Source organism: Acinetobacter sp. ANC 5378 (assembly GCF_013004315.1).
Lineage (GTDB): Bacteria > Pseudomonadota > Gammaproteobacteria > Pseudomonadales > Moraxellaceae > Acinetobacter.
On the sequence record NZ_JABERK010000002.1, the window covers coordinates 1 to 25,630 of the forward strand.

Below are 25,630 nucleotides of genomic sequence, written 5' to 3' on the forward strand. Positions count from 1 at the left end.
ACCTTCAAAATCCTTGCTGAGCGTTATCGAAATAGAGGCAAAAGACTCGGTTTGAGATTCAATTTAATTGCTGGAATTTATAACCAGGAGCTGAGTAAAAAATGATTTATGAAAGAAGTCTATTGCAGAGCATAAAGGTATCCCTGATATTTATGATTTATATCGGTTAGATTTATTGAGTATTAAACAAGTTTTAGAAATTAGAGATGATTTAAATACGCAGAAATTTCGAGAATGGTTTTTAGACCCATCAAGATCTGACAATGAAATATTTCATGATGTAATCAAAAGGCAAAACATTTTTGATAAAGTTAATTGGAATGCCGTTAAATTTGCAACAACAACACTAGTTGGTATGGCTGATCCACTATCAGGATTATTAACTAGTATTATCTTTGAAAGAGAGGCATTCAAAAAAACTACAGATGATTGGCATCCTCATCTATTTTTAGATGATGTTTTGAATAAGAAATTAAATAAGCTAATAAAATAAGAAAAACCCGCTCTAAAGCGGGTTTTTCTTTTAAAGAAAGATTAGATCAACCAATCAATTTCTTCATCAATTCATTCACTTGTGCAGGGTTAGCTTTCCCTTTAGACGCTTTCATTACTTGACCAACTAGACCGTTGAAAGCTTTCTCTTTACCAGATTTATACTCTTCAACCATCTTCTCGTTAGCGGCAAGCACTTCCTTAATAATTGCTTCAATTGCGCCTGTATCAGTTTCCTGTTTCAAGCCTTTCTCAGCAATAATTTCGTCTGCAGTTTTGCCTTCGTCCCACATAAAGCCGAACACTTGTTTCGCGATCTTACCGCTAATCGTGTTGTCCACAATACGCGCGATCATGCCACCAAGTTTCTCAGCTGTAACAGGAGAGTCCGCCAAATCTAAGCCTGCTTTGTTTAAAGCACCAGAGAATTCACCCATCACCCAGTTTGCCGCAATCTTACCTTGCGCAGCACCGCCAGCAGCAGCCACAACAGCTTCATAGAACTCTGACATTTCACGTGTAAGCGTCAATACATGAGCATCATACTCAGTTACACCAAAGTCAGCGACAAAACGCTCACGACGTGCAGCAGGAAGCTCAGGCATGGTTGCTTTAATCGCTTCGATTTGCTCATCCGCAATTACCACAGGCAACAAGTCTGGGTCAGGGAAGTAGCGGTAATCGTTCGCTTCTTCTTTCGAACGCATTGAACGCGTTTCCATCTTCACAGGATCGAACAAACGCGTTTCCTGGTCGATGGTACCATCCCATTCCAGAATTTCCATTTGACGTTCAATTTCAACATTGAGCGCTTGTTCAATGAAACGGAATGAGTTGAGGTTTTTAAGCTCACAACGTGTACCGAACGGTTGACCCGGACGGCGTAAAGATACGTTACAGTCACAACGGAATGAACCTTCCGCCATGTTACCGTCAGAAATGCCTAACCAACGCACAAGGGTGTGAATGGCCTTGATGTAAGCAACCGCTTCTTCAACCGAACGCATATCTGGTTCAGATACGATTTCAAGTAAAGGTGTCCCTGCACGGTTCAAGTCGATGCCTGACATACCTTCAAACTGGTCATGAATCGATTTTCCGGCATCTTCCTCAAGGTGCGCACGTGTTACGCCAATGCGTTTAACCGTACCATCTTCAAGCTGGATGTCGATGTGACCCAAACCCACAATCGGGTTGTCCATCTGGCTAATCTGGTAGCCTTTTGGAGAATCCGGGTAGAAGTAGTTTTTGCGTGCAAATACAGAGGCTTTGTCAATATACGCATCGATACCTAAACCAAAGCGAATCGCAAGATCAACCACTGCTTTGTTCAGTACCGGCAATACACCCGGCATTGCCAAGTCTACAAGGCTCGCCTGCGTATTCGGATCATTACCAAACTCAGTCGATGAACCTGAGAAGATTTTAGAATTGGTCGCAAGCTGAGTGTGAATCTCGATACCAATAACGACTTCCCAACCATCAATCAGGTTTGACTTCGGTTTCTTTTGAGCTTGAGCCATTATGCGTTCTCCTCAGCAATTGCCGCGCGTTTGGTATGCCAATCGGTTGCTTGTTGGTATTGATGCACAACAGACAACAATTGAGATTCTGACCAGTAGTTACCAATCAACTGTAAGCCAACCGGTAAGTTATCTTTGTCAAAACCTACAGGCGCATTAATGGCTGGCAGGCCGGCCAAGTTCACCGCGATGGTGTAGATGTCACCCAGGTACATTTCAACTGGTGTGAGGTTCGCACCAATTCTGTAAGCTGTGGTTGGTGCAGAAGGTGCAGCAATCACATCAACCGATTCAAAAGCTTTCAAGAAATCTTGCTGGATTAAACGACGTACTTTTTGTGCTTTTACATAGTAAGCATCGTAATAACCGGCAGAAAGTGCATAAGTCCCAATCAGGATACGACGTTGCACTTCAGGGCCAAAACCTTCTGAACGTGAACGCTTGTACAAATCTGTTAAATCCACCGGATTTTCACAGCGGTAACCATAACGCACACCATCAAAACGCTGTAAGTTAGATGAAGCTTCAGCAGGCGCAATCAGGTAATACGTCGGAACATAAGCGTCAGTCATGTTGAGATCAATCTCAACCAAAGTTGCGCCCATTTCTTCCAGTTTTTTCAACGATTCCTCAACACGTGCTTTAACGTCAGCATCTAAGCCTGCAACATTAAAGTACTGTTTAGGAATACCAATACGCAAACCTTTAACCGAAGTGCCGTTCAAGTTCGCTACGTAATCATCAACGTCTTGATCCATCGAAGTTGAATCTTTGGCATCGTGACCCGCCATCACGTTCATCAAGTAGGCACAGTCTTCAGCCGAACGCGCCATTGGGCCGCCTTGGTCTAAAGAGGATGCATACGCAATCATACCGAAACGAGAGACACGACCATAAGTCGGTTTTAAGCCTGTAAGACCACAAAAAGATGCAGGTTGGCGAATTGAACCACCTGTGTCAGTACCAGTTGCAAATGGTGCAAGGTCAGCTGCTACAGCTGCCGCAGAACCACCTGAAGAACCACCTGGAACATGATCCAGTGCCCACGGGTTTCTGGTTGCGCCAAAGTAAGATGACTCAGAGGTCGAACCCATGGCAAATTCGTCCATGTTCGCCTTACCTAAAGTCACCAAACCTGCAACTTTACCTTTCGCTACAACGGTTGCGTCGTAAGGAGAGATAAAGTTATCCAGCATTTTAGAACCGGCAGTGGTTTTAATGCCTTGGGTACAGAAAATATCTTTGTGTGCAACGGGAACACCAGTGAGTACATTAGCCATTCCAGATTTGCGCAGGGCATCTGCAGCATCCGCTTGAGCTAAGGCTTGTTCAGGCGTAACCGTGACATAACTTTGTACTTGGGCATCGATTTTTTCAATGCGTTTTAAATAATGTTCGGTGAGTTCACGAGACGAGAATTTAGAACCAGCTAAACCCTCAGAAAGTTCACGAATCGATAAGCGATGTAAATCTGTCATGAGAAATAATTCTTTACGTTTAATTTAACAAAAATGGTTTGACTGATTGGAAATTATTCAATCACGCGTGGCACAAGGTACAAGCCATCTTGAGTTGCAGGTGCAACAGCTTGATATTCTTCACGATGATTTTCTTCAGAAACCACGTCTTCACGTAAGGGTTGCGGATGGTCAAATGGGCTTTTAAGCGGCTCGACACCTTCAGTGTCAATGCCTTTTAAGGTTTCCATCATGCCTAAAATTTTATTTAGACTTTGAGCATATTCAGCAGATTGCGTATCATCTAGCGACAATCGTGCAAGATTGGCGATTGCTGAAACTGTTTGTGCATTTAAATCTGCAGAATGCTGTGCATCCGTTGTAGACATAACATCACCTGATCAGTATTAAAAAAATTCAAAATATCGTGCGTTATAATAAGCGATTGACTTGTTCAAATCATCACATTTAGTTAAAGTTGCCACCTTGCGTCCACATAAAGTTTAATCGAGAACGTCTCCGTGATTCTAAAAAGACTAATTGGCTTGTTTTCGCCCGATCTAGCCATTGATTTAGGTACAGCAAATACACTTATTTATGCACCAGGACGAGGCATTATATTAAATGAACCGACAGTTGTGGCCATTCGTCACAGTGGTTCACAAAAAATCGTTGCCGCGGTAGGTCTTGATGCAAAGCAAATGCTGGGTCGTACTCCTGCGAATATTACCGCAATCCGTCCCATGAAAGATGGTGTGATTGCCGATTTTGAAGTGACTGAAACCATGCTGAACCAGTTTATTGGTAAAGTGCATGAAAGACGTCTATTCCCACCTGCACCGCGAGTTGTGGTTTGTGTGCCGTGCAAATCGACACTGGTAGAGCGTCGTGCCATCCGTGAAGCGGTGTTCAATGCCGGTGCGCGTGATGTTCGCTTAATTGAAGAGCCAATGGCTGCTGCAATTGGTGCGGGTATGCCGGTTGAGCAAGCATGTGGTTCAATGGTGGTTGATGTTGGTGGTGGTACCACTGAAATTGCCATTATTTCATTGCAAGGCTGTGTTTATGCAGACTCACTACGTATTGGTGGTGATGTATTTGATGAACAGATCATTAACTATGTGCGTAAAGCACATGGTTGCGTGATTGGTGAAACCACTGCTGAAGTGATTAAAAAAGAAGTGGGTATGGCATTGCCGGATGAAGGTGCTAAACCACTCGAAATTGAAGTTCGTGGTCGTAACCTGGCAGAAGGTGTGCCTCGTGCAATTACCGTTACTTCTGATGAAATTATGCAAGCCATTTCTGACCCATTACAAAATATTGTGTCTGCGGTGAAATCTGCCCTTGAACAAACCCCGCCTGAATTGTCATCAGACATTGCAGAGCGCGGTATTGTATTGACAGGTGGCGGCGCATTATTACGTAACCTCGATAAACTGCTTGCACAAGAAACAGGTTTGCCTGTGGTTGTCGCAGAAGATCCTTTAACTTGCGTGACGCGTGGTGGCGGTAAAGTCTTAGAATTCTTTGATAACCCAAATCATGACATGCTATTTGTAGGCTAAGTTAAGGACCAGGCGGGTGCAAACAAATCTGTTTTCTAGACAACCGCCATCTTTTCGCTCATTTATCATTGCGGTTCTCACATGCTGGGTTGTGCTGTTTTTTAACTGGCGCATGCCACATGTGATTCAGCCCGCACGTGATGTCTTGTATGCGGCATATAATCCTATTTATGCCTTAGCAAGTTATCCAGTGTTATCGCGAGAATGGCTAAATCAACAAACCAAGTCTGAAGCCCAGTTACGTCGTGAAAATACCGCGATGCAAGCCGAGCTTTTACAGGCGCAAGTTCGTCTGCAAAAATTATCTGAACTTTCTGCTGAAAATACCCGTCTAAGAGGTTTACTCGATACGCCGCTGATTATTGATGGGCGTATGGAAATTGCAGAAGTAATCGGTACAGATGCAGATCCACTCAGACATATTATTGTGATTAACCGTGGTGCAAGCAGCCAGCTCAAAGTCGGTCAAACGGTTTTGGATGACAAAGGCATTATGGGGCAAATTATCGATGTCTATCCGCACAGTAGCCGGATCATGCTGTTGTCCGATAAAGAGCATTCTCTATCTGTACGTTTGGAACATACTGGAATGCGTGCCATTGTCACGGGTACAGGTGATTTAGGTCATTTGAAAATGGAATATGTTCCAACCAGTGCCAACATCAAAGTCGGTGAGAAAGTGTATAGCTCAGGTTTGGGTGCACATTTCCCTGCGGGTTACTTAGTGGGAACAGTGTCTAAAGTGAATCGACATAATTCGGGTGAATTTGCCAAAATTGAAGTTATTCCAGCCGCTCAACTGGCAGGTGGACATCATGTGGTGGTGCTTTTTTCTGATTCTTTAGCGATGGAGCAACCGTATGCTGCTCGCTAAATTACGTTCTGAAAATAAACGTGATCCTCTCATTGCCATTATTGTTTCAGTCATTATCAGTTCAGTACTGATTGTTTATCCATTGTCCTATGCTATTTCAGGCGCACGTCCATTATTCATGTTGCTGGTGATGCTGTTTTGGATCATGTGCCAGCCGACATGGTGTGGGATCTGGTTTGCCTTTGCGACCGGTATTTTTACCGATCTTCTGGTTGATGCACCCTTGGGAATGAATGCTTTAACATTTGTGATGATCACTTTTATCGCCAGATTTTTAACCCGGGAACGACGCATTTTGACCTTTGCTAATCTCTGGGTCATTAGCTTCTTGGCCGTGTTGGCGCATTTGTTTATGACCTGGGTGGCTCAAATTATGGGCGGTTTGCAATTTTCGATTGCAAGACACTGGCAGCCCTTATTGAGCAGCGTTTTAGTTTTCCCTGTTATTTATTTTCTCTTAAGAAAATGGCGCGTTTAATTCTCGCTTCGAGTTCTCCGCGCCGTCGCAAGCTGCTTCAGCAACTCGGACTGGAATTTGAAATTTTTAGTCCCAAGATTGATGAATCGGTTTTAGCAGGCGAGGGCGTTGCAGCCTATGTTGAACGCCTCGCATGCAGCAAAGCTCAGGTAGTCTTGGATCAATTCCCCGATGCTATTGTTATTGCAGCGGATACCAGTTTAAGTGTCGATAATCAAATTTTAGGTAAACCTGAGTCTAAACAACATGCTTTTGAAATGTGGCAACGTATTTCGGGTCGTAAACATGATGTATTTTCAGGTGTTTGCGTACGTACAACCACAGAAAAATCAAGTATAGTGGTACGAACGCAGGTTGAGTTTCAACAATTAAGTCTCGATGATATGGAAAGTTATTGGGCGACAGGCGAACCTGTAGGCAAAGCGGGAGCTTATGCCATTCAGGGTATTGCAGCACGTTATATTCCTCGCATAGAAGGAAGTTATAGTAACGTTGTGGGCTTACCTTTATATGAGACAGTACAGTTATTACAGTCGGTTAAGGCACTAAATTAACGGCTGAAAAAAAGAATTTTTATAATGTTTTGAGTCTTATTATGTCTGACGAGTTGTTGATTAACGTCACACCTATGGAATGTCGGGTGGCCTTAATCCAAAATGGTACGGTCAATGAACTATTTGTAGAGCGCACGGTTAAACGTGGTTTGGTTGGAAATATTTACAAAGGCAAAGTTGTTCGCGTTTTGCCGGGTATGCAAGCCGCGTTTGTAGATATTGGTTTATCTCGTACCGCATTTTTGCATATTAACGATATGGTTTGGCCACGTAATCAACCCACACCCAATGTTTTTGAATTGCTCCAACCGGGTCAGATCCTCACTGTTCAAGTGATGAAAGACATGCTTGGAACCAAAGGTGCACGTTTAAGTACCGACCTTTCTATTCCTTCGCGTTATCTGGTTCTGATGCCTTATGGTCATCATATTGGCGTTTCACAACGTATTGAATCGGAAGAGGAGCGTGATCGCTTACGTTCGATGATTGAAGGCATTCAGACTGAACATAAGCTACCGGGCAGTGTCATTGTACGAACCGCTGCTGAAGGTATTCCAGAATCAGAAATTGCCCAGGATATGGCGTATTTGGCCAAGCTTTGGGAGTTTATTCAGCGCAAGCAAACCAGCATCGCTGTACCTTCACTGATTTTTGAAGAGCTTCCACTTCCGCAACGGGTGATTCGTGATTTAGCCAATGAAGATACGGCCAAAATTTCAGTAGATTCGCGTGAAATTCATGCCAAGTTGCAAGAATTTGTCGAAGAGTTTGTACCCAGTATGCAAACGAGACTGGTGCACTACCCAGGTGAACGTCCTATTTTCGACTTGTACAATGTAGAAGAAGATATTCAAAAAGCGCTACAAACGCGTGTAGCGCTCAAGTCTGGCGGTTATTTGATGCTAGACCAGACTGAAGCGATGACCACGATTGATGTCAATACTGGTTCATATGTCGGTGGTCGGACACTGGAAGATACCGTGTTCAAAACCAATATGGAAGCGACGCAAGTGATTGCACGTCAGCTGCGTTTGCGTAATTTGGGGGGCATTATCATTATCGACTTCATTGATATGCAGGAAGCGCAGCATCGTGAAGAAGTAATGAGCCAGTTTGAGCGCATGCTGGAACGTGATCATGCCAAAACTAAAATCACGCAAGTATCCGAGCTTGGCTTGGTCGAAATGACCCGTAAGCGTACCCGTGAATCTTTAGAACACTTGTTATGTGAATCATGTTCGACCTGTCAGGGACGTGGCTATGTGAAAACTGCAGAGACGGTGTGTTATGAAATTTTTAGAGAAATTTTAAGATATGCGCGCGCTTTTGAATCAAAAAGTGAATTTACCGTTGTTGCACACCCTTTGGTGATTGACCGATTGTTAACAGCTGAAGCACCGGCAGTGGCCGATTTAGAGCACTTTATAGGGCGTATGATCAAGTTTCAGGTGGAAAATCTATATACGCAAGAGCAATACGATATCATTCTGAGTTGAAATTGTAACAGAATATCGTTAAATACTTGTTACATCTGAAATTTTACTTTCTCGGTGTAATTTTTAATACTAGTCGTACACAGTAGCCAAAGCCAAAATCTCCCTTTTGGCTTAGCAAAAAGAGGTATGACATGAGTATGAGTCAAGTGGTTATTAAAAAAAGTTTGAATACGTTAGATAATAAACCAACACAGAATGGTTATATCGTCGATGAACAAGGCAAAGAAATTCAGATTACTGCTGCCATGATTCATTCGGTCTGCCATCAATTATTAAATCAATGTCGTAGTATTAAAAATTAAGGGGCTCATCAAAAGCCCCTTAATTTATTCATGTTTATTCTTTATTGCTTGCGGTTAACTCACCGCCTTTAACTTTGGGGTTTCGTGACCCACGATCTCTTCAAATCGCTGAATTTCATCTTCCAGGTGAGTCAGCAGGTTTTGCATTTTAGGTAATGCATTTCGACAGCCCGTTAAGCCCACTTCCAATTTATCCAAATAACTGGTCATTGTAATATTCAGTGCTTGTCCATCTAGAACAATCGAAGCAGGATAAAGTGCATCTAGTTTGGCACCATTCCAATATAGCGGTTCACGCGGTCCTGGAACATTCGAAATCACAATATTGAATGCTTGGCGTTTTGGCATCATGCCTGACACAATATTTAAACCCGCTGCACCGTAAACCAATGCACTATAGTTTAAAATTTGATTTGAGGTCATGCGTTTAAAACGCTGTTTCGCATTGAGTACACTACGACGAATAATTTGCAGACGTTCTAATGGTGTTTCTTTATTGGTGCCGAGATTGGCCAAAATCATGGTGATACGGTTAGATACATCAGAATTATCATCACGAATGGAAGCAGGGACCATGGCAATGAGGGGCTTTTTCGGCAAAGCGTGTTGGCTGAGTAAATATTCACGCAGTGCGCCGGAACAGATCGCCAATACCACATCATTAATGGTCACACCGAGTGCTTTGGCAATCTTGCTTAAGCGACCTAGTTCAAAGGATTGTGCTGCAAACCGACGCGAAGAACTCACACGTTGATTTAAAATACTACTCGGCGCCTGAAAACTTGAAACATAGTCAGGATTACGTCCCATATCTTTGCAAATGGTTTGAGATAATTCATACATGACTTTGGGAGTCGCTTCAATTTGCTCTTTTAAAGCACCCATAATTTTTTTTATACGGCTATTCTTTTGCGGTTCTTTAAGGCGTTTAGCGCGAGGCCCTTCAACACACCACAGCGGCACAATACTTTTTGCATGAGGATCACGCGACAGTGATTTTTCAACTAAACGCATACCTGCAATACCATCCACCATCGCATGGTGAATTTTAAAGTACATGGCAAAGCGGTTGCCTTCAATGCCTTCAATAATATTACAAGTCCAAAGTGGTTTGGCACGATCCAGCAGAGCGCTATGTTCTTGCGAAATATAAGTCAGTAATTCACGAATTCGACCTGGATGAGGAAGCGCGATGTGACGGAAATGATGGTCTAAGTCAAATTCCTGATCTTCATCCCAAAATAGGCCATTCAGTTTATTATTAAAAGGTGCAACAGGAAGACACTTGGATTTACGAATATCAGCAACGAGATCTTGAATAAATGTTTCAGGTGCATTGTCAGGAATTTGAAATAAAAAGAGTCCACCGACATGCATCGGTTGCTGACGTTTCTCTAGCGACAGAAAAATAAAATCAATCGGGTGTAATGGACGCATAGCGTGGAATGCCTCACTGCAATTTCATTGGCTGTTCTTATTTGAACAGGCTTGTTAGAATTATAAAAACCGTTTTTTCAGTATATCTTTTTTTAAAAGAAAAGAACCGATTTCTGTGTAAGGAAAAGTGAATAAAAAGCCACTGAAAAACAGTGACTTTTTTTGAAAAATTATTTTTTTAAGTTTCCAGCATGTAATCCACATTCTTTATGGGTGGCCTCTTCCCACCACCAACGACCTTCACGTTCATGTTGGTTCGGAAGGACGGGGCGAGTACACGGTTCACAGCCAATAGAAATAAAACCACGTTCGTGCAACGGATTATAAGGAATTTCCATCATGCGAATATAATTCCATACATCCGCGCTTGACCAGTTAGCTAGCGGATTATACTTAATTAACTGTTTACTTGGACCAGAAAAACCAGCATCGGCCTCAACCACAGGAATTTCATTGCGAGTACCTGGGCTTTGATCTTTACGCTGACCGGTAATCCAGCCATCTAATTTAGCAAGTTTTTTACGTAAGGGTTGAACTTTACGAATGCCGCAACATTCCTTATGTCCATCTTGATAGAAGCTGAAGAAACCTTTTTCAGTGACCAGTTTTTGCATCGTTTCTGTTTCAGGGAAGCAAATTTCGATATCAATACTGTAATGTTTACGAACTTGGTCGATAAATTGATAGGTTTCTGCATGTAAACGACCGGTATCTAAACTAAAGACACGAAATGGTTTACCCAGGTGAGAGGCCATATCAATCAAAACTACATCTTCAGCACCTGAAAATGAAATTGCAATTTCACCTTCTTGACTTAAAGCAAGTTCCATGATCTCGCTGGGAGATTTAGCGGCATATTCAGATGCAAGGGCATCAACAAGGTCAATGGTGGGGATCGTAGTCATGATAGTTCCTGGCGTATAGGCTTGGACACTTAAAAACCTATATTAATTTAATTCACAATGATTTTAATAGAATTGAAATAGCCTGCTTAGCACTAAAAAATAAATACTTATGAATAAAATAGATTTAAAAAACAGCACATGAAATATCAATTTTTAAGCTATGATAGCGCAAATTTTTTTCACTGACATTGGGAGAACCCATGGAAATCGTATGTCTTGATCTTGAAGGGGTATTAGTTCCAGAAATCTGGATTAACTTCGCCAAGAAAACTGGAATTAAAGCATTGGAAGCCACTACACGTGATATTCCGGACTACGATGTGTTGATGACGCAACGTCTGAATATTTTAAAAGAGCACGGTTTAGGCTTAAATGATATTCAGGAAGTGATTGCAGATATGGGACCTTTCCCGGGTGCAAAAGAATTTGTAAAATGGGTGAGTACTCATTTTCAATTGATTATTCTTTCAGATACTTTCTATGAATTTGCTCATCCACTTATGAAGCAACTGGATTGGCCGACCATTTTCTGTCACAAGCTAGAAACTGATGAAGCGGGCATGATCTCTGCCTATAAACTTCGCCAGCCGGATCAAAAACGTCAGGCAGTGAAAGCGCTGCACGGTTTGAATTTCCGTGTAATTGCAGCGGGTGATTCGTATAATGATACTACGATGCTGGGTGAAGCAGACCACGGTTTCTTATTTGATGCGCCTGAAAACGTGATTGCTGAATTCCCGCAATTTCCACCCATTCATGGTTATGAAGCGTTAAAAGAAGCCATTCGTAATGCATCAGTTCGTGATATTCCAGCTTAATATTTAAGTTTATGGAATAAAAGAAGGGCGCTTATAGCGCCCTTTCTTCTTTAATCCTAATTTTTAACGCAATTAGAAGCGGTAACCGATTTTCATACCATAACCAATTGCATGATTGTCTTCAAAATCAGCTTTTACAGACCCACCAGTTTGAGCTTGAGCATCGCCTAGCCAGAAGTATTTAACCCCAGCTTGAATAAAATAGTTTTCAGCAGGGCTATATTGGCCACCTAAACCCACATTCCAGTAGCCTTCAGTAGGTCCTAAAGTCGTTACAGGATTACCTGCACCAGAATCCCAACCAATCGCTGCAGTACCTGCCCATTTACTGTTGAATTTGTGTGAAAGGCCAGTGGTAATTGAGTATTGGTCATCTGAATAATCAATCAGATTTTGTTTTGCTCCCAATGCAGCAGTAGTTTGAGCTAGGAATGAAGGTGTTACTGCAAATTGATCCCAATGTACCCAACGAAGATTTGCAAAGGCCAAAGTATTTTGAGAAATCCCTGTTTGTAAATCTAAATTTACTGATTGTGGAGTAATAGCTTCTAGTTTATCAATATAAGCAAAACCCGGAATTAAATTATATGTTTCTTTAGATTTAGCATTATGTTTAATCTCAGAACGATATGTAACAGCAGCTTTTAAAGCAATTTCAGGAATCTGGTAAGCAAACCCAGCTAACCAACCGTAAGCTTCTTCTTGCTCTACGTTAATATTATAGCCACTTAAAGTTCCTGCAGAAGGTTTTGCATATGCTTCACCACGTAATTTAATGTCGGCTTCTACGGTTTGCCATACTGGACCAGCATAGAAATTCCAGTTTTCAGTAGGTTGATAACCGATTAAAGCAGTTAGGTTGTTGGTTTTTACTTCAACAGAAGTACCTTCAATTCCATCTCCAAACGAACCTGCAGTTGATGCATATTGAGAGTCAGCACCATAAGGTTGATCGTAAATCAAGCCAAGTGAAATTTTATCAGTTGCCTGTACTTTGATAGCTGCTGAAGGGAAATAATAATCTTCAGCCATGTCACTGATTTTTTCACCTTCTAAACCTTGTACAGTAGAAGAACCTTTAACAGTTGGATCTAAAACTGAGATACCTGCTTCAGCATAATTACCTGGTTGTAAAAAAGCTGAAATTGATTGTCCAGAACGGTCTAATCCACCAGCAAAAGTTGCTGTAGCTGGAATTAAACTGAGTAAAATAGCTGAATGAATTGCTGTAAGCTTCATAGATTCTTTTCCCTGAGTCGCTTCATCTTTTTAAAAGTTACGGGAAAGTAACATAAATAAAAAAAGAGTAAATGCTGAGGACTGAGTGCAAAATGAACTGACTAATTCAAAAAATGAACTTGAATAGAGTAAAAGTACTAACAATACTTTTGTATATTAATGATTTATAAGTAAAAAATTAGAGTAATAAGCTTAAAAAAATAGGGCAATATAAGTAATTCTTTTTGATTAAATTTAAAACATCTAGATTGTGTCATTTAAAAAAACAAGTGGTGTAATGTAAAAAGACCATTGCGAACAATGGTCTTTTATTAATTTATCAAATAATTTTAGAAACGGTAGCCAATTTTTAAGCCGTAACCCCAAGCATCGCTATCTTCAAATTTACCTACATTTTGCACTGCTGCAGTTTTTGCAGTTGCATCACCTAACCAGAAGTATTTTAAACCACCAGCGATGAAGTAGTTAGGAGTTGGTGAAAATTGAACACCTAGACCAAGATTCCAATAACCTTCTGTAGGGCCTAAAGTGGTTACAGGATTACCTGCACCAGAGTCCCAACCTACAGAGACATTACCTGCCCATTTTTCGCTTAATTTACGACCTATACCTACAGTAGCTGAAATTTGATCATCAGAGTAATCAACAAGATTTGCACCAATTAGACCACGTGCATCAGCAGCTTGACCAAAATAATTTGGACGAATTGAAAAATCTTCCCAATTTACCCAACGTACATTAGCAAATGCGACTGTATCTGCCATCACACCTGTCTGGAAATCAAGATTAACAGATTGCGGGGTAGTAACTGCAGTTTTTCCAGGAGTAAATGCTGGGTTTAATGCAAGATTAGTTGTTCCATAGCCAACAGTTTCAGTAGCTTGAAGCTCATGTTCTACTTCTGAACGATATGTTAAAGATGTTTTTAATGCGATTTCTGGAATTTGATAAGCAATACCTGCAATCCAACCAAGTTCGGTATCTTTTTTCATTGTCGCATCATAAGAACCAAATGCTGTTGGACCACCATAAGCTAAGCCACGTAATGAAACTTCACCCTCAGCAGTTTGAATCACTGGTCCAGCATAGAAGTTCCAGTTTTGATTTGGTTGAAAACCAAATAAGAAAGTTAAATTTTCAGTTTTAACTTCTGCTGATGTACCGCCAGTGGTATCAGTAAAATTTAATGAAGGAGTGGTATATTCTGCATCTGCACCAAATGGTTGATCGTAAAGTAAACCAAATGAGAAATTATCAGTCAGTTGAAGTTTTAAGGCCGCATGAGGAAAGTGATAATCACTCGCCATATCACCTGTATTTTGTGCTGGTAGCCCTGGTGCTAATGGCGTAGATTTACCTGATACGTTAGGATCTAAAACTGAAATACCCGCTTCAAAATAGTTACCTGGTTGTAAGAAAGCGGCAATAGATTGGCCTGAACGGTCCAAAGCAGCTGCAAAAGCCCCTGTCATTGGTACTGTTGCAAGAAGAATCGCTGTACTAAGTGTTTTTAATTTCATTGTCTGTCTTTCCTTGAGGTACAAATTTTTTACTGCGGCTTTATGTTATTTATGCTCAGTATTCATTTTTTGGTAACTTCGGTTTTACCGAATATCATTTGTTACTCTATGTGACAAAAATAACACAATAAAAAAAAGAGTAAATGCTCTAGAAAAACAAATAAGTGTAAAAATATACTTTATTAGAGCTTTTAATCTAAAACTAAGTGGTCGTTAATATATAATATATTGAAAAATATAAATAAAAAATAATTAATAGAAATTTAATTTAGATTTTTATTTGATTAAAAAATAATCAGTTGTCGTAAAAAGTGTAATAATAGTTTGTTATCTAGATCACACTATTTTGTTATAGGAATTCTGTGGTTTAGTTTAAAGAACTCAATATATTGAAGTCTGAATACTGTGAGCTATTTTTTAGGCTATATCTTTTTATATTTATTCTGAATTTTTAAAAAAAATATGGTCTTATTTATGGGATTAGTTAAGTTTAAGTGGTGAATAAAAAATGTCATTAAAAGTGAAGTGATTAAATATTTATTTCATGTGGTAATCTGGGTTTTAGAGATTTTGTGTTTCACTAAAAAAATTGTGCGCCCTGATATCAGTATTCAACCCTCTGTAGAAGACAAAGACATATCGATATTGCAATTAATTATCAAAAAAAAATAGTACTAGACTGTACTTACTTGTAGATAGCTCAGGCTTAGACGAAGTATGGTAAAAACCAAGATGTATTGTATTAAATTATTAGGTGACACGCTAAATGCAAGGAACTTTTAAAGTCAGGTTAATGAAATACATACACGTATAGCCGTTCTCAATAAATTCAACGAATTAGGTAGACATCACACCAGAATTGTGCCTTGAATTTGAGTAGCATAGGGTAGATTTAACTTTTAAATCTTTGTGCAAAAAAACCGTAACAAGGTCATTTTTAAGTATTTGATTCAAATGTAAATATTAAAAACCCTTTATTTTTACCTAATGCTTTAATCCTAAAAAATTTATTTAATTTTCTTTTTGCGGTTACTCAAACATATCGTTATTTACATTTGCTCATAAAAAAATCGATCGCTTGTAATCGGGCTTTAACATAGAAGAGGTTAATTTAAGTCCAGATTCTCAGGAATCTTTGTGGATCCACTCAACCATTTTTCGATTTGCTAAAGGTAAAGATATGTCCGAAAGAAAAGTCGCATTTGTGACAGGGGCACTAGGTGGTATTGGTAGTGAGATTTGTCGTCAGCTGGTGAAGGCGAATTATAAAGTGATTGCAACGGTTGTCCCTCGTGAGGAAGACCGGGAAATGCAGTGGCTAAAAAATGAGGGTTTCCAACAGGAAGACGTTCGTTTTGTCTTAACGGATCTGACCAATCATGCTGATGCGACGACCGCGATCCAGGATGCGATAAAGGCTGAAGGTCGCGTAGATGTGTTGGTAAATAATGCCGGCATCACGCGCGATGCAACATTTAAAAAAATGTCATTCGAACAGTGGTCGCAGGTACTCGATACCAATTTAAAGACGCTATTTACCGTGACCCATCCAGTCTTTAATAAAATGCTGGAGCAAAAGCAGGGACGCATTGTCAATATTAGTTCGGTCAATGGTCTGAAAGGACAGTTTGGTCAAGCCAATTATTCAGCCGCAAAAGCGGGCATGATCGGTTTTACCAAGGCCTTGGCCCAGGAAGGTGCACGTTCCAATGTTTGCGTGAATGTCGTGGCACCGGGCTATACTGCGACACCGATGGTTACTGGCATGCGGGAAGAGGTCATCAAAAGTATTGAAGACCAGATTCCTTTGCAGCGTTTGGCCCAGCCTGAAGAAATTGCAGCGGCAGTCATGTATCTGATCGGTGAGTATGGCACCTATATTACGGGTGAAACCTTATCGATCAATGGCGGTTTATACATGCAATAAGCCCTGTGCTCACTGAGTCAGTTTTTTCATTTATTTTTTAAACAATAACTAAATTTTAAGCACTATAAATCAATGGAGTAATACAACATGCTATACGGTGATATCTTTTCAAACATGAATGCTCAATACAAAAACATTTTTGAACCTTATGCAAAATTTAACAGTCTAGTGGCGAAAAACTTTGCGGATCTGACCAATTTACAACTCAATGCTGCACGTCATTATGCCGATATTACCTTGTCGCAAGTATTTGCCAACAGTGAAGTCAAAGACATGCAAACGATGATTAATTGTGGCATGAAGCAAGTAGAAACCATGACCAAACTCAGCCAGCAAATGATTGACGATGGCCAAAAACTGGCAAGCTTGGCAACTGAATTTAAAGCCGAGTTTGACAAGTTAGTTAGCGAATCGATGCCGAACAATAAATAATGGTTAGCAACCTTAATGAAGATTGAAGACTAGTGAGCGGGGAAGTGGAGATCACTTCCCCGTTTTCTATCCCATTCCTGAGCGAAAGTGAGGAATGACCCAGTATAAGGAGTGGTGCAATGCAGCAGAATCTTTTTCAGTTTAATCAGAACGTCCAGCGTTTTTTCGATGTACATGAAGAAATCTGGAAGAAAGTACAAGAATTTCACTATGGCGATAATCCGCTCAATGATGCATTGAGTAAAGTCAACAGTGAAGATATGACCCTGTTCTTTCAGGCATTAACCAAAAATCCGGCACGCTTGATCGAGATGCAGAGCAAATGGTGGATCGGTCAGATGCAGATTTACCAAAATATCATGCTGCGCAGTGTGAACAAGGATATCCAGCCGTTAGTGAAACCTGAGCAGGGCGATCGCCGGTTCAAAGATTCACTTTGGCAAGAACCCAATTATGATCTCTTGACCCAGTCCTATCTGCATTTCAGTCAATTGGTGCAAGAAATGCTGGATGAGGTTGAAGGCATTCCGGATAAAGTCCGTCACCGTATCCACTTTTTTACCCGCCAAATGGTGAATGCCTTTTCTCCCGGCAATTTTTTGTGGACCAATCCGGAAGTGATTCATCAGACGGTACAGGAACACGGGCAAAATCTGGTGCGTGGCATGGAAATTTTCCATGACGATATCATGAACAGTAGTAAATATCTGTCCGTACGCATGGTCAATAATGACTCGTTCCGTTTGGGAAAAGATCTAGCCTATACGCCGGGTGCGGTGGTCTTTGAAAATCCGGTTTTTCAATTGTTACAGTATGAAGCGACCACTGAAACTGTATATCAGACGCCTATTTTGCTCATCCCGCCTTTTATTAACAAATACTATATTCTGGATTTGCGTGAGCAGAATTCTTTTGTGAACTGGTTACGTCAGCAAGGGCATACCGTATTTTTAATGTCCTGGCGTAATCCGGGGGCTGAACAAAAGGACATGCGCTTTGATGACCTGATTACCTCCGGTACGGTTGAGGCGATGCGTGTCATTGAGGAAATGACTGGAGAAAAAGAGGTCAATGCCATTGGCTATTGTATCGGTGGAGCGGTGCTTGCTGCGACGCAGGCGTACTATGTGGCGAAACGTCTGAAGAATCACGTCAAGAGTGCCACTTATCTGGCCACAATGTTGGACTTTGACAATCCAGGCAGTTTGGGGGCTTTTATTAATGAGCCGGTCATTCAAGGGATTGAAACTTTGAATCAACAGGTGGGCTATTTTGATGGCCGCATGTTGGCGGTGACTTTTAGTCTGTTACGTGAAAATACCCTGTACTGGAACTATTACATTGAAAATTACCTGAAAGGCAAGCATCCGTCCGACTTTGATATTTTGTACTGGAATAGTGATGGCACCAACATTGCTGCACATGTGCACAATTTCCTGGTGCGCAATCTGTACCTGAATAACGAACTGATTCAGCCGAATAAGATCAAGGTTAATGGCGTGGGTTTAAACCTGTCTAAAGTGAAAACACCGAACTTTTTTATCTCGACTCAGGAAGATCATATTGCACTGTGGGATACGTGCTTTAAAGGTTCTGCCTATCTGGGTGGGGAAACCACACTGGTACTCGGCGAATCCGGACATGTGGCAGGAATCGTCAATCCGCCAAACCGCAACAAATATGGCTGTTATACCAATAATAGACCTTATGAAAACCCGAAACAGTGGCTGGCAGATGCCCAGTTCCATCCAGAATCCTGGTGGTTACGCTGGCAGGAATGGATCGCACCTTATACCGGCGATCAGGTTCCAGCGCGTACATTAGGTAGTGCAACTTATCCTGTCAAGGAAGCAGCACCGGGCAGTTATGTACAAGTCAGTTTATTTTAGCATTTAGGCATTCTCACTGCCGACCAATCGTATGGGGGCAGGAGTATCAAGCAAGATATGAGTTAAAAAATAGGAAATAAAATGAAAGAAGTTGTGATTGTTGCTGCAAAACGTACTGCGATTGGAAGTTTTTTGGGTGGCCTGGCCAGTATCAGTGCACCGCAGTTAGGTAAAGTGGTGATTGGTGCGGTATTAGACGCTGCCGGAGTGAAGCCAGAACAGGTAGATCAGGTCATTATGGGGAATGTGTTGACTGCGGGTGTGGGACAGAATCCGGCACGACAAGCGGCAATTGCTGCGGGTATTCCGGTTTCAGTACCCACTTCAACCTTGAATGTGGTATGTGGTTCGGGACTGCGCGCTGTTCATTTGGCAGCACAGGCCATTGCCACTGGTGAAGCCGATATTGTCGTGGCTGGTGGTCAGGAGTCGATGTCACAAAGTGCCCATATTATCCAGATGCGTAACGGGCAGAAGATGGGCAATGCGCAATTGGTGGATAGCATGGTCTATGATGGTCTGACCGATGTGTATAACCAGTATCACATGGGAATGACCGCTGAGAATATTGTAGAAAAACTGTCAATTAGCCGTGAAGATCAGGATGCTTTGGCACTATCGTCTCAGCAGCGTGCAGTCAAAGCACAGGCGGAAGGGAAATTTGATGCAGAAATCGTGCCGGTTCAAGTGTCTCAACGTAAAGGTGATCCGTTAGTTTTTGACTGTGATGAATATATCAAGGCCGAAACGAATGAACAGAGTCTAGCCAAGCTGCGCCCAGCTTTTAAAAAGGATGGCACGGTGACTGCAGGTAATGCCTCGGGGATTAATGATGGTGCAGCTGCAGTATTGGTGATGAGTGCAGATAAAGCAGCAGAGCTTGGTTTACAGCCACTAGCGAAAATTAAAGCGTATAGCATGTCTGGTATTGAGCCGGAAGTGATGGGACTTGGTCCAGTAAATGCTGTGAGAAAGACGCTAGAAAAAGCAAGCTGGTCTTTGCAAGAGGTTGATCTGATTGAAGCCAATGAAGCCTTTGCTGCACAAGCTTTAGGGGTGTCAAAAGAATTGGGCCTGAATATGGACAAGGTCAATGTCAATGGTGGAGCCATTGCCTTAGGCCATCCGATTGGAGCCTCAGGCTGTCGAATTCTGGTCACGCTGTTACATGAAATGCAACGTAGTGAAAAGAAAAAAGGACTGGCGACCTTATGTATTGGTGGTGGAATGGGCGTTGCATTAGCGGTTGAGCGGTCTTAAACATGATTTCTGATTGCAAGAGGCTTTGTTGCATATGAGTAAATCACAGCATTCTATAGCGATGATGCATTCCGTTCTTCCGATCATGATGCAGTGATTGTCGATATGGATCTAAATGAAAATGTAGTGAATAATCTGGATAGCGGCAAAATAAGCGGTGGCAGCATAGGGTTATGGTTAATTTTAACCTTAACGGGGCTGGTTTTAGTTCCTACCCTACGCAGACGTAAATTTTTAGATGAATCTATTAAATGTAAAATCTCGAAACTGACCAGATAAATTTACTGTATAAGGAGGAATTTTATATTTCTCCTTATTTTATTGTATGCGTGTATAGAATTGTAGCTGCACTCATTGTTCTAAAAAATCAGCTAAATAAGATCAAACACTCGATGACTCAAAACGATTAATTTAGCTTTAAGACATACATGAATTTTTTCTTAATGAGCTAATTACAACTTTTTGTTCAAAAATTAATGAGCAAAAAATAGCTAATTTAATGAGTTTTAAACAACTGCCCTACATTATTTGTAGTTAAATTATAATCAAATTGGGAGGAGATCGTGACCTTTAAAAATAAAATCAATCACTATTTGAGTCTTACATACTGTTTAGTAGTTTCCAGTATATTTTTAGCTGGGTGTACTAATGATAGTAAAGACAACACGAATCTTTAAATCCAAATCAAACCTATCAAGTGATTACCATTAATTTTCTTGCAGATGGTCAAGATTTTTATAGCAGTTTTAAAAATATCATTGGTGAACGTCGTGTAGAAGTATGACTGGATTATGCTGTAGCCTTCTTGGATTATGCAAAAAATGAAAAAGTCCTGAAACGCTTACCCGTTGAACTATACAGTACGCAGACTTATAAAGAATAAGCTGACTTTATTAGTCCGAGTCAGCCGGTTTATGACTGACTCAGAGCATGTAAATAATTGTAGGTAAGTTCTGAATTTATAAAGCCTGGGCACTTATGTTTGTAACATTCATAAAAGTTTTGAACCTTCATTTCATCACCAAGAAGAAAAAAAACCCCGACAAATTAATGACGGGGTTTATGTGTCGTAATACGTTCGACAAGAAAGGAAAATATAAATATCTTTCAATAAAAAACCTGTCTAACTCTCCCAAATTAAACAGGCCTAATTTGCGCTAAAACTTTAGAATTTTTACACTTATTCTTTGTTTTCACTCAATATATAATTAAATTATTTCAACATTGTGAAAACAAAAAAAGTATGATTAATAATTTAATTAATCGTATGCTTTTTGATTGATTGTTACTTAACTTCTTTCAAGCAATCACGGCACACTTTGATCACTTCATCATCAACCGTGTAATCGATTTGAATGGCACTATGAAGACCAAATAAACACATTAGAAATCGGAGTATTTCTTTTCTCCCGACAAAAAAAAGCCCACTCAGGGAAAGAACGAAGTGGGCTTATAAACTAAGGACCTTGGGAGATCCTTCAGAAACTACAGCTAGTTTCTGTTCGCTATTTTGTACACTAATCCAGTAATTTTCAGTGGCGCAATATACCAAAATTTAAAATAATGTTAATTAAATCATGTTTTTAGAAAAGATAAATTAATAATTTAGAATAAATAAAAAGCCCGATCAAATGACCGAGCTTTTGTTGTTACACAAATTTGGTGGCGGCATTCAATTTAAACCACTACGAATAAATGAGTACATTTTGAGAACGGTATCGACCAGCATCGTTATCATCAATATTTTTAAAAGATGCTCGGAAACCGTGACCGCATACTTGTTCACTTGTATAACGTAATATCTGACCACATTTAACTTTTTTGGTTGTTTCTAGTTTTTCTTCTTTTCATAAATCTGACAAACTTTAAGGATATCAGTTGGTTTAATTTCATGAACAGGAATTGGATCAATATGTTGATTGATGACTTCTAACAAGCTTTGCTGATTTCTAAGGGGGGGAGATTCTGCAAACTATTATTTACTCATCTATTCCTTAGTAAGTTTACTGAAAATATTATTTTTGAATTAGAGATATCATTCTTAATTCTTTTCTAGAAGTGGAACGATATTTTGAGCAAGTAGTGTGCGAGCTTCTTCTCGTTTGATTCGCGCTTGAGCTAAGGTCACATTCGGATAGGAACCAAAAGCTTAATGAATTCCTTTTTTGGGTATAGGGACGTGAGTAATCAAATCTCTAGGTTTTGTCACCTATTTTAGCAATGGTTAGAAAAAACACTATTACCATCAGCTAATTTTTGTATTTTCTCTGGGTTAGTTTTAGTTATTTTAATCTTTGTATCTGTAAGAGGTATAACGATTTTTAGCATGGTGCGCCCTGCGGGAGTCGAACCCGCGTCGGTCACTTAGGAGGCAACTGCTCTATCCAGTTAAGCTAAGGGCACAATGCGCAGCTAATTTAGCGCAAATACTGATAAAAAAAAAGTTATTGTCGAAACAATAACTTTTTAAAAGACATATCTTTAAGGTTTTTGCTTAAGATTTATTCATCTTGAGTGCTTTAAATAGACCAAACATGATCACAATCCAGATCGGAATCATCAGTACAGATTCTTTAAAACCTTGCGTCCACATAATATAAAGGACGGTCGCAATGAAAATAAGAACCAGATAATTACTGATTGGAGACCAAAGTGCAGGGAATTTGGTTTGAATGGAAGCTTGTTTAACCGCTTGTTTAAATTTCAAGTGAGTCAAACTAATCATCGCCCAGTTTAAAACCAACGCACCCACCACGACATACATCAAATGGCTTAAGGCATCTTCTGGAACAAAGTAGTTTAAAAGTACGCAACCAAAAATTAACAGTGCGGAAAATAAAACAGCAGGAATCGGAACACCTTGTTTATTCACCTTTTGGAATACCTTTGGTGCATTTCCTTGCTGTGCCAAACCGAAAAGCATACGGCTATTGGCATACATGCCACTGTTATAAACAGACAGCGCAGCGGTTAAAATAATGAAATTCAGTAAATGCGCTGCCCAGCCGATTCCGAGTTGACTGAAAATCATCACAAATGGACTTTTATCCAGACCGCCTAGATCAAGCTGATTCCATGGCACCAATGATAAAAGAATCGTCAGTGAACCGATATAGAACAGCAAAATACGGAAAACCACCTGATTAATGGCTTTAGGGATGGTTTTTTCAGGATCTTTAGCTTCTGCTGCAGCCATACCAATCAGTTCAATCCCCCCGAAGGCGAACATGAGGAAGGCAAGCATATAGAATAAGCCTTCAAATCCATTCGGGAAGAATCCACCATGAGTCCAAAGATTGCTAAATGAAGAGGTTGAGCCAGCATCTGCGGTGAGTAATAAATACAAACCGAACACGATCATGGATACAATCGCCGTGACCTTGATGATGGAAAGCCAGAATTCTGATTCACCATAAAATTTCACATTGCCGAGATTGACTAAAGTAATCACAACGAAAAAGAACAGTACCGATGCCCAGGCAGGAATAAAAGGCCACCAGTAATTAATATATTTGGCGACAGCAGTAAGCTCTGTCATGGCCACCAAAATATATAAAATCCAGTAATTCCAACCTGCTAAAAAGCCGGGAAATTTCCCCCAATATTTAAAGGCAAAATGGCTGAATGATCCTGCTACAGGCTCATGTACAATCATTTCACCCAGTTGACGCATGATTAAAAATGCAATCAAACCACCAATGGCATAACCCAAAATGATGGAAGGACCTGCAGATTGAATCACCTGTGCGGAACCTAAGAATAAGCCTGTACCAATTGCTCCGCCCATGGCGATGAGTTGGATATGACGGTTCTTTAAGCCACGCTGAAGTTTAGAAGACTCGTTGTTCAAAGTACTCAGCCCGACAATGGATAAGATTGTGATTGTAATGGATTGATTTGTATAAGCCTAGTACGGGGCTAGGAGGGAGCTTGTTAAAAAATAATCACAAAAAAATATTTTGTATATTTCGATTTTGAATCAATGAATTAATTTTATTTTTAATTACATAAAATAAAATGATGTAAATTATAAGAAAAAGTTTAGGGTTCGTTTTTTATACTTAAGTCCTGTAGTGAGTGTTTTTGCTGAAAAAAGCATTATGATAAAAGTGATCAACATTTCCCGTATGTTGTTTAAAACAATGATAAATATCAAGGATCAATAAAATGAGTTTTGCTCCACAAATCAAAATTCCAGCAACCTATATGCGTGGCGGTACCAGTAAAGGTGTTTTCTTTAAATTGGATGACTTACCGGAAGCAGCACAGCAGCCTGGAAAAGTGCGTGATCAATTGTTATTGCGTGTGATTGGCAGTCCAGATCCATACGGCAAGCAAATTGATGGCATGGGTGGAGCAAGTTCAAGTACCAGTAAAACCGTGATCTTGGCCAAAAGTGCACAGCCTGATCATGATGTGGATTATTTATTTGGACAGGTGGCGATCGATCAGCCTTTTGTCGACTGGAGCGGTAACTGTGGCAACTTAACAGCGGCAGTGGGCTCATTTGCGATTTCCAACGGCTTGGTCAGTGCAGAGCGTATTCCTGAAAATGGCATCTGTACGGTACGCATCTGGCAAGTGAATATTCAAAAAACCATTATTGCCCATGTACCGATGACCAATGGACAAGTGCAGGAAACCGGTGATTTTGAACTGGATGGTGTGACTTTTCCTGCAGCCGAAGTTCAGATTGAATTTCTAGACCCTGCTGATGATGGCGAAGATGGCGGTGCCATGTTCCCGACCGGAAATGTAGTCGATACTTTAGACGTTCCAAATATCGGCACTTTCCAAGCGACATTTATTAATGCCGGTATTCCGACCATCTTCTTAAATGCTGAAGAGATTGGCTATACAGGGACTGAATTACAAGAAGCCATTAATGGCGATGCTCAGGCACTGGCACGTTTTGAAACCATCCGTGCTTATGGGGCAAAACAGATGGGTTTGATCCAGGACATTTCTGAAGCTGAAAAACGTCAACACACCCCTAAAATTGCGTTTGTTTCCAAGCCGAAAAGTTATACATCATCCAGTGGTAAAGCCATTCAAACAGGTGATGTCGATTTACTGGTTCGTGCCTTGTCTATGGGTAAACTGCATCATGCCATGATGGGAACAGCTGCAGTGGCGATTGGTACAGCAGCTGCGATTCCGGGAACACTAGTGAATTTGGCTGCGGGTGGGGGAGCACGTGAAGCAGTACGTTTTGGTCATCCTTCAGGGACTTTACGTGTCGGTGCGCAAGCAGTGCAGGAAAATGGACAATGGCAGGTGAAGAAGGCGGTGATGAGCCGTAGCGCACGAGTTCTGATGGAAGGTTGGGTTCGAATTCCTGAAGATAGCTTGAAATAACAAACCAGATAGAGAATCTTGCGAGAAAGCAGTATCATGAGTCGCAAGTTCTCTGTCGATGACGACAAGAGCGTTGTATATTAGATCAATCATTGATTTCT

General features: G+C 40.7%; 22 protein-coding genes, 1 tRNA gene and 3 pseudogenes. 16 read left to right on the plus strand and 10 right to left on the minus strand.

The window, feature by feature from the left end; all coding sequences use genetic code 11:
• Nucleotides 1-105 (plus strand): annotated as a pseudogene (locus tag HLH16_RS00030) (IS5/IS1182 family transposase); the annotation flags it as partial.
• A gap of 70 nt (nt 106-175) precedes the next feature.
• Complete coding sequence (locus HLH16_RS00035) at nt 176-493, plus strand: hypothetical protein (protein WP_171527742.1); 318 nt, start codon at nt 176-178, stop codon at nt 491-493.
• A gap of 46 nt (nt 494-539) precedes the next feature.
• On the opposite strand, the gene gatB is transcribed toward HLH16_RS00035, so the two are convergent.
• Genes gatB through gatC form a run of 3 tightly spaced genes read right to left on the minus strand, consistent with a single transcriptional unit; the run spans nt 540 to nt 3,861 of the window.
• Nucleotides 540-2,015 carry an Asp-tRNA(Asn)/Glu-tRNA(Gln) amidotransferase subunit GatB gene (gatB, locus tag HLH16_RS00040; protein ID WP_171527743.1) on the minus strand — a complete coding sequence of 492 codons (1,476 nt, stop codon included), beginning with the start codon at nt 2,013-2,015 and terminating at the stop codon, nt 540-542.
• Complete coding sequence (gene gatA, locus HLH16_RS00045; protein ID WP_171527744.1) at nt 2,015-3,493, minus strand: Asp-tRNA(Asn)/Glu-tRNA(Gln) amidotransferase subunit GatA; 1,479 nt, start codon at nt 3,491-3,493, stop codon at nt 2,015-2,017. Before gatA ends, gatB begins: the two co-directional genes overlap by 1 nt.
• Before the next feature lie 53 nt (nt 3,494-3,546).
• Nucleotides 3,547-3,861, minus strand: coding sequence for an Asp-tRNA(Asn)/Glu-tRNA(Gln) amidotransferase subunit GatC (gene gatC, locus HLH16_RS00050; RefSeq protein ID WP_131266991.1), 315 nt, complete (start codon nt 3,859-3,861; stop codon nt 3,547-3,549).
• A gap of 132 nt (nt 3,862-3,993) precedes the next feature.
• On the opposite strand from gatC, the gene HLH16_RS00055 reads away from it, so the two are divergent.
• The 6 genes from HLH16_RS00055 to HLH16_RS00080 all read left to right on the plus strand — a co-directional run bounded on the left by HLH16_RS00055 (nt 3,994) and on the right by HLH16_RS00080 (nt 8,744).
• The gene (locus HLH16_RS00055; RefSeq protein ID WP_171545450.1) at nt 3,994-5,040 is read left to right on the plus strand and encodes a rod shape-determining protein; all 1,047 of its coding nucleotides are present in this window, start codon (nt 3,994-3,996) and stop codon (nt 5,038-5,040) included.
• A gap of 16 nt (nt 5,041-5,056) precedes the next feature.
• A complete protein-coding gene (gene mreC / locus HLH16_RS00060; protein ID WP_171527745.1) occupies nt 5,057-5,914 on the plus strand; it encodes a rod shape-determining protein MreC in 858 nt (285 codons plus the stop codon).
• Nucleotides 5,901-6,392, plus strand: coding sequence for a rod shape-determining protein MreD (gene mreD, locus HLH16_RS00065; protein ID WP_171527746.1), 492 nt, complete (start codon nt 5,901-5,903; stop codon nt 6,390-6,392). Before mreC ends, mreD begins: the two co-directional genes overlap by 14 nt.
• Nucleotides 6,380-6,946, plus strand: coding sequence for a Maf-like protein (locus HLH16_RS00070; RefSeq protein WP_171527747.1), 567 nt, complete (start codon nt 6,380-6,382; stop codon nt 6,944-6,946). The genes mreD and HLH16_RS00070 overlap by 13 nt, the downstream gene beginning before the upstream one ends.
• 41 nt (nt 6,947-6,987) lie before the next feature.
• Nucleotides 6,988-8,442, plus strand: a complete 1,455-nt coding sequence (gene rng / locus HLH16_RS00075) for a ribonuclease G (protein ID WP_171527748.1) — start codon at nt 6,988-6,990, stop codon at nt 8,440-8,442.
• Nucleotides 8,443-8,573: 131 nt separating this feature from the next.
• Complete coding sequence (locus HLH16_RS00080; RefSeq protein WP_171527749.1) at nt 8,574-8,744, plus strand: PA1571 family protein; 171 nt, start codon at nt 8,574-8,576, stop codon at nt 8,742-8,744.
• 54 nt (nt 8,745-8,798) lie between these two features.
• Here the strand turns inward: HLH16_RS00080 and HLH16_RS00085 are convergent, their stop codons facing one another.
• A complete protein-coding gene (locus HLH16_RS00085) occupies nt 8,799-10,181 on the minus strand; it encodes a WS/DGAT/MGAT family O-acyltransferase (protein ID WP_171527750.1) in 1,383 nt (460 codons plus the stop codon).
• A 170-nt stretch (nt 10,182-10,351) separates the two neighbouring features.
• Nucleotides 10,352-11,086, minus strand: a complete 735-nt coding sequence (locus HLH16_RS00090; RefSeq protein WP_171527751.1) for a phosphoadenylyl-sulfate reductase — start codon at nt 11,084-11,086, stop codon at nt 10,352-10,354.
• A gap of 200 nt (nt 11,087-11,286) precedes the next feature.
• Here HLH16_RS00090 and thrH point away from each other — a divergent pair, with 200 nt between their 5' ends.
• The gene (gene thrH, locus HLH16_RS00095) at nt 11,287-11,904 is read left to right on the plus strand and encodes a bifunctional phosphoserine phosphatase/homoserine phosphotransferase ThrH (RefSeq protein WP_067723937.1); all 618 of its coding nucleotides are present in this window, start codon (nt 11,287-11,289) and stop codon (nt 11,902-11,904) included.
• A 72-nt stretch (nt 11,905-11,976) separates the two neighbouring features.
• Here thrH and HLH16_RS00100 read toward each other — a convergent pair whose 3' ends face one another.
• Complete coding sequence (locus tag HLH16_RS00100) at nt 11,977-13,143, minus strand: OmpP1/FadL family transporter (protein WP_171527752.1); 1,167 nt, start codon at nt 13,141-13,143, stop codon at nt 11,977-11,979.
• A 329-nt stretch (nt 13,144-13,472) separates the two neighbouring features.
• The gene (locus HLH16_RS00105) at nt 13,473-14,663 is read right to left on the minus strand and encodes an OmpP1/FadL family transporter (RefSeq protein ID WP_171527753.1); all 1,191 of its coding nucleotides are present in this window, start codon (nt 14,661-14,663) and stop codon (nt 13,473-13,475) included.
• 608 nt (nt 14,664-15,271) lie between these two features.
• On the opposite strand from HLH16_RS00105, the pseudogene HLH16_RS15975 reads away from it, so the two are divergent.
• The 6 genes and pseudogenes from HLH16_RS15975 to HLH16_RS00125 form a co-directional block, all read left to right on the plus strand.
• Nucleotides 15,272-15,372: pseudogene (locus HLH16_RS15975) on the plus strand (transposase); the annotation flags it as partial.
• Nucleotides 15,372-15,533 (plus strand): annotated as a pseudogene (locus HLH16_RS15595) (IS5/IS1182 family transposase); the annotation flags it as partial. The pseudogenes HLH16_RS15975 and HLH16_RS15595, both read left to right, overlap by 1 nt.
• Before the next feature lie 310 nt (nt 15,534-15,843).
• The gene (locus HLH16_RS00110) at nt 15,844-16,590 is read left to right on the plus strand and encodes a beta-ketoacyl-ACP reductase (RefSeq protein ID WP_171527754.1); all 747 of its coding nucleotides are present in this window, start codon (nt 15,844-15,846) and stop codon (nt 16,588-16,590) included.
• An 87-nt stretch (nt 16,591-16,677) separates the two neighbouring features.
• A complete protein-coding gene (locus HLH16_RS00115) occupies nt 16,678-17,022 on the plus strand; it encodes a phasin family protein (RefSeq protein WP_171527755.1) in 345 nt (114 codons plus the stop codon).
• 119 nt (nt 17,023-17,141) lie between these two features.
• Entirely contained in the window at nt 17,142-18,911 is a 1,770-nt protein-coding gene (gene phaC / locus HLH16_RS00120; RefSeq protein WP_171527756.1) for a class I poly(R)-hydroxyalkanoic acid synthase, read from the plus strand.
• A gap of 81 nt (nt 18,912-18,992) precedes the next feature.
• On the plus strand, nt 18,993-20,171 hold the full coding sequence (locus tag HLH16_RS00125) for an acetyl-CoA C-acetyltransferase (protein WP_171527757.1): 1,179 nt from the start codon (nt 18,993-18,995) through the stop codon (nt 20,169-20,171).
• 2,041 nt (nt 20,172-22,212) lie between these two features.
• Here HLH16_RS00125 and HLH16_RS15900 read toward each other — a convergent pair.
• The 3 genes from HLH16_RS15900 to HLH16_RS00140 form a co-directional block, all read right to left on the minus strand.
• On the minus strand, nt 22,213-22,299 hold the full coding sequence (locus tag HLH16_RS15900; RefSeq protein ID WP_350643826.1) for a hypothetical protein: 87 nt from the start codon (nt 22,297-22,299) through the stop codon (nt 22,213-22,215).
• Between the two features lie 199 nt (nt 22,300-22,498).
• Nucleotides 22,499-22,574 (minus strand) — tRNA-Arg (locus HLH16_RS00135).
• Nucleotides 22,575-22,665: 91 nt separating this feature from the next.
• A complete protein-coding gene (locus HLH16_RS00140; protein WP_171527758.1) occupies nt 22,666-24,021 on the minus strand; it encodes an amino acid permease in 1,356 nt (451 codons plus the stop codon).
• A 317-nt stretch (nt 24,022-24,338) separates the two neighbouring features.
• Here HLH16_RS00140 and prpF point away from each other — a divergent pair, with 317 nt between their 5' ends.
• The gene (gene prpF / locus HLH16_RS00145) at nt 24,339-25,529 is read left to right on the plus strand and encodes a 2-methylaconitate cis-trans isomerase PrpF (protein WP_171527759.1); all 1,191 of its coding nucleotides are present in this window, start codon (nt 24,339-24,341) and stop codon (nt 25,527-25,529) included.
• Nucleotides 25,530-25,630: the final 101 nt, after the last annotated feature.

Bases quoted from the DNA above. Each gene is read 5' to 3' on its own strand.
- gatB (WP_171527743.1), bottom strand. From the start codon at position 2,015: ATGGCTCAAGCTCAAAAGAAACCGAAGTCAAACCTGATTGATGGTTGG.
- gatA (WP_171527744.1), bottom strand. From the start codon at position 3,493: ATGACAGATTTACATCGCTTATCGATTCGTGAACTTTCTGAGGGTTTA.
- gatC (WP_131266991.1), bottom strand. From the start codon at position 3,861: ATGTCTACAACGGATGCACAGCATTCTGCAGATTTAAATGCACAAACA.
- mreD (WP_171527746.1), top strand. From the start codon at position 5,901: ATGCTGCTCGCTAAATTACGTTCTGAAAATAAACGTGATCCTCTCATT.
- HLH16_RS00070 (WP_171527747.1), top strand. From the start codon at position 6,380: ATGGCGCGTTTAATTCTCGCTTCGAGTTCTCCGCGCCGTCGCAAGCTG.
- rng (WP_171527748.1), top strand. From the start codon at position 6,988: ATGTCTGACGAGTTGTTGATTAACGTCACACCTATGGAATGTCGGGTG.
- HLH16_RS00080 (WP_171527749.1), top strand. From the start codon at position 8,574: ATGAGTATGAGTCAAGTGGTTATTAAAAAAAGTTTGAATACGTTAGAT.
- HLH16_RS00085 (WP_171527750.1), bottom strand. From the start codon at position 10,181: ATGCGTCCATTACACCCGATTGATTTTATTTTTCTGTCGCTAGAGAAA.
- HLH16_RS00090 (WP_171527751.1), bottom strand. From the start codon at position 11,086: ATGACTACGATCCCCACCATTGACCTTGTTGATGCCCTTGCATCTGAA.
- thrH (WP_067723937.1), top strand. From the start codon at position 11,287: ATGGAAATCGTATGTCTTGATCTTGAAGGGGTATTAGTTCCAGAAATC.
- HLH16_RS00100 (WP_171527752.1), bottom strand. From the start codon at position 13,143: ATGAAGCTTACAGCAATTCATTCAGCTATTTTACTCAGTTTAATTCCA.
- HLH16_RS00105 (WP_171527753.1), bottom strand. From the start codon at position 14,663: ATGAAATTAAAAACACTTAGTACAGCGATTCTTCTTGCAACAGTACCA.
- HLH16_RS00110 (WP_171527754.1), top strand. From the start codon at position 15,844: ATGTCCGAAAGAAAAGTCGCATTTGTGACAGGGGCACTAGGTGGTATT.
- HLH16_RS00115 (WP_171527755.1), top strand. From the start codon at position 16,678: ATGCTATACGGTGATATCTTTTCAAACATGAATGCTCAATACAAAAAC.
- phaC (WP_171527756.1), top strand. From the start codon at position 17,142: ATGCAGCAGAATCTTTTTCAGTTTAATCAGAACGTCCAGCGTTTTTTC.
- HLH16_RS00125 (WP_171527757.1), top strand. From the start codon at position 18,993: ATGAAAGAAGTTGTGATTGTTGCTGCAAAACGTACTGCGATTGGAAGT.
- prpF (WP_171527759.1), top strand. From the start codon at position 24,339: ATGAGTTTTGCTCCACAAATCAAAATTCCAGCAACCTATATGCGTGGC.